Origin of the sequence: Streptomyces niphimycinicus (genome assembly GCF_018883605.1) — a bacterium.
GTDB classification, from domain to species: domain Bacteria; phylum Actinomycetota; class Actinomycetes; order Streptomycetales; family Streptomycetaceae; genus Streptomyces; species Streptomyces niphimycinicus.
In genome coordinates, this window is sequence record NZ_JAHLEM010000626.1 from 1 (window position 1) to 4,392 (window position 4,392).

Sequence of the window (4,392 nt, forward strand, 5' to 3'; positions counted from 1 at the left end):
CCTGGAGGCCCCGGGCGCGGCCGAGCTGCGCGACGAACTGGCCGAACTGGGCGCCAAGGTGACCGTCGCCGCGTGTGATGTGGCCGACCGCAAGGCCGTCGAGACGCTGCTGGCCGCCATCCCGGCCGACCAGCCGCTCACCGCGGTCATGCACGCCGCGGGCGTTCTGGACGACGGTGTCCTGGACGCGCTCACCCCGGAGCGGTTCGCCACCGTCCTCGGCCCCAAGGCCGACGCGGCGCGCCATCTGCACGAGCTGACCCGCGATCTGGAGCTGTCCGCGTTCGTGCTGTTCTCCGGTATCGCCGGCACCCTCGGCGACGCCGGACAGGGCAACTACGCGGCGGCCAACGCCTATCTCGACGCACTGGCCGAACAGCGTCGCGCCCAGGGCCTGCCCGCCACCTCGGTGGCCTGGGGCCGCTGGGGCGAGACGGGGCTGGCCGCCGACGGGGCCATCGGCGAGCGGCTGGACCGGGGCGGTGTCCCGGCGATGGCGCCGCACGCGGCCATCACCGCGCTCCAGCGGGCCCTGGACCACGCCGACACGGTCGTGGCCGTCGCCGACATCCAGTGGGACCGCTTCGCCTACGGCTACACGGCGGTCCGCCCCAGCCCGCTGATCGGCGAACTGCCCGAGGTCCGGCGGCTGCGGGAGACCGGCGGCACGGCCGGTGAGCCCGGTACGGCCTCGGACGGGTCCCCGGCGGACGCGCTGCGCAACCGGCTGGCCGGGATCTCCCGGGCCGAGCAGTCCGTGGTCGTCCTGGAGGTCGTGCGCACCAACGCGGCCGCCGCGCTCGGCCACCCCTCGACCGACGAGGTCGGCGCCGGGCGGGCGTTCAAGGAGCTGGGCTTCGACTCGCTCATCGCGCTGGAGCTGCGCAACCGGCTGACCGCCGCCACCGGGCAGAAGCTGCCCGCCACGCTGGTCTTCGACTACCCGACCCCGGCGGTCCTCGCCGAGTTCCTGTGCGGCCGGATCGTGGGCGACGGCGGTACGGCCGCCGCCCCCGGGCTCGCGGAGCTCGACGCGCTGGAGTCCGCGCTGTCCGTCCTGGACCCCGACAGCGAGGCACGGGACGACATCGCGGCCCGGCTGCGGGATCTCGCGGCGAAGTGGGCGGAGCCCCGTACGGCCGAGGCCGAGGCGGCGGACGGCGAGAGCGGGACCGTGACGGAGAAGTTGCAGGAGGCGACGCCCGACGAGGTCTTCGCCTTCATCGACAAGGAACTCGGAATCTGAGGATCTGAAGGTCCCCGGGCGCAAGGTTTGTGACGAGAAGCATGGGTGAGACTCCAATGGCGGATCAGGACAAGATCCTCGACTACCTCAAGCGGGTAACTGCCGATCTGCACCAGACGCGGCAGCGTCTTCGCGAGGTCGAGTCGCAGGAGCCTGAGCCGATCGCGATCGTCGGCATGAGCTGCCGGTTCCCTGGTGGCGTCACGTCTCCGGAGCAGCTTTGGGAGCTCGTGGCCGCGGGCGGCGACGCCATCGCGGACTTCCCCACGGACCGCGGCTGGGACACCGACGCGCTCTTCGACGCCGATCCCGACCAGCAGGGCACCAGCTACACCGACAAGGGCGGATTCCTGGAGGGCGCGGGCGAGTTCGACGCCGCGTTCTTCGGGATCAGCCCGCGCGAGACCCTCGGCATGGACCCGCAGCAGCGGCTGCTGCTGGAGACGTCCTGGGAGGCGTTCGAACGGGCCGGGATCGACCCGGCCACGCTCCGCGGCAGCAAGGCCGGTGTCTTCGTCGGCACCAACGGCCAGGACTACCCGGAGCTGATGCACACGCTGCCGCAGGGCGTGGAGCAGTATCTGCTCACCGGCAACGCGGCCAGCGTCATCTCCGGCCGGATCTCCTACACCTTCGGTCTCGAGGGCCCGGCGCTCACCGTCGACACCGCGTGCTCGGCGTCGCTGGTGGCGCTGCACCTGGCCATCCAGGCACTGCGGGGCGGCGAGTGCTCGCTGGCGCTCACCGGTGGTGTCACGGTGATGAACAGCCCGCGCGCGTTCATCAACTTCAGCCGCCAGCGGGGCCTGGCGCCCGACGGCCGCTGCAAGGCGTTCGCCGACGGCGCGGACGGCACCGGCTGGGGCGAGGGCGTCGGCATGCTGCTCGTCGAGCGGCTGTCGGACGCCCGCAAGAACGGCCACCCCGTGCTGGCGATCGTCCGTGGCTCGGCCATCAACCAGGACGGCGCCTCCAACGGTCTGACGGCGCCCAACGGCCCGTCCCAGCAGCGCGTCATCCGCCAGGCGCTCACCGACGCCCGGCTCACCCCGGCCCAGGTGGACGCCGTCGAGGCACATGGCACCGGCACCAGCCTCGGCGACCCCATCGAGGCACAGGCCCTGCTCGCCACGTACGGGCAGAACCGGGCCGAGGGCCGCCCGCTGTGGCTCGGCTCGATCAAGTCCAACTTCGGCCACACCCAGGCCGCGGCCGGTGTCGCGGGCATCATCAAGATGGTCAAGGCCATCGAGCACGGTGTGCTGCCCAGGACCCTGCATGTCGACGCGCCCTCCCGGGACGTGGACTGGACGGCCGGTGCCGTCTCCCTGCTCACCGAGAACACCCCGTGGCCGGAGACCGGCCAGCCGCGCCGCGCGGGCATCTCCTCCTTCGGTGTGAGCGGCACCAACGCGCACACCGTCATCGAGCAGGCGCCCGCCGAGGACCGCGAGGCCCCCGATGGCGATGGCGCGCCGCCCTCGGAGTGGACCGGCGTCGGCGGTCTGGTGCCGGTGCTGGTGTCCGCGCAGAGCGCGGCGGCGCTGCGCGCCCAGGCCGAGCGGCTCACCGCCCGTCTGCGGGACGAGCCGGGCCTCGGCCTGGCCGACCTGGCCCACTCGCTGGCCACCACCCGCGCCGCGCTGGACCACCGGGCCGTGGTCCTCGCGGGCGAGGGCGGCCGCGAGGAAGTGCTGCGCGGACTGGCCGAGCTGGCCGAGGACGCCCCCGCGGGCGGCGTCGTGCGCGGCGAGGTCGGCGAGGGCAAGGTCGCGTTCCTCTTCACCGGCCAGGGCAGCCAGCGCACCGGAATGGGCCGTGAGCTGTACGCGGCCGTCCCGGCCTTCGCCCGCGCCCTGGACGAGGTGTGCGCCGAACTCGACCAGCACCTTGAGCAGCCGCTGCGCGAGGTGATGTTCGGCGACGACAGCGGACTGCTGGACCGCACCGGCTACACCCAGCCCGCGCTGTTCGCCCTCGAAGTGGCGCTGTTCCGGCTGCTGGAAACCTGGGGTGTGAGGCCCGACTTCCTCGTCGGCCACTCCATCGGCGAACTGGCCGCCGCCCATGTGGCGGGCGTGCTGTCGCTCGCCGACGCGGCGAAGCTGGTGGCCGCCCGTGGCCGGCTGATGGAGGAACTGCCCGCCGGTGGCGCGATGATCGCCATCCAGGCGGCCGAGGACGAGGTGGCGCCGCTGCTCACCGAGCGGGTGTCCATCGCCGCGCTCAACGGCCCGACGTCGGTCGTCATCGCGGGTGACGAGGACGCGGCCGTGGAGATCGCGGAAGGCTTCGAGGAGCGGGGCCGTAAGACCAAGCGGCTCACCGTCAGCCACGCGTTCCACTCGCCCCGCATGGACGGCATGCTGGACGCCTTCCGCGAGGTCGCCCAGCAGGTGACCTACGCCCCGCCGGTCATCCCCATCATCTCCAACCTGACCGGCGGCTCGGTCTCCGCCGACGAGATCTGCTCGCCCGACTACTGGGTGAGGCACGTCCGCGCGGCGGTCCGCTTCACCGACGGCATCCGCCGGCTGGAGGAGTACGACGTCGGCGCCTATGTGGAGCTGGGCCCCGACGGGGTGCTCTCCGCCATGGCGCAGGACTGCGTCACCTCCGACGGCGCCGTGTTCGTCCCCATGCTGCGCGGCGACCGCCCCGAGGCCACCGCCCTGGCCGGTGCGCTCGCCCGCGCCCATGTCCACGGCGTGGCCGTCGACTGGGCCGCGGTCTTCGAGGGCTCCGGCGCCCGCCGCGTCGAACTGCCCACCTACGCCTTCCAGCGCGAGCTGTACTGGCCCGAGCCGCCCGGCCCCTGGACCGGCGACGTCACCGCCGCCGGACTCGGCTCGGCCGACCATCCGCTGCTCGGCGCCGCCGTGTCGCTCGCCGACGCCGCCGGGTTCCTCTTCACCGGCCGGCTGTCCCTCCAGACCCACCCGTGGCTGGCCGACCACGCCGTCATGGACACCGTGCTGCTGCCCGGCACCGCCTTCGTGGAGCTGGCCATCCGCGCCGGTGACCACGTCGGCGCGGACGTCCTGGAGGAGCTGACCCTTCAGGCCCCGCTGGTGCTGCCCCCGCAGGGCGGCGTCCAGCTCCAGGTGTCCGTGGGCGCCCCGGACGAGACCGGCCGCCGCTCGCTG

Annotated in this window: 2 protein-coding genes; both read left to right on the forward strand. The window is 73.5% G+C overall.

Annotated elements, in window-relative coordinates:
* A partial coding sequence (locus KN815_RS38260) for a type I polyketide synthase (protein ID WP_216346418.1) occupies positions 1–1,246 on the forward strand: 1,246 nt, incomplete at its 5' end.
* A gap of 41 nt (positions 1,247–1,287) precedes the next feature.
* A partial coding sequence (locus tag KN815_RS38265; protein WP_253209490.1) for a type I polyketide synthase occupies positions 1,288–4,392 on the forward strand: 3,105 nt, incomplete at its 3' end.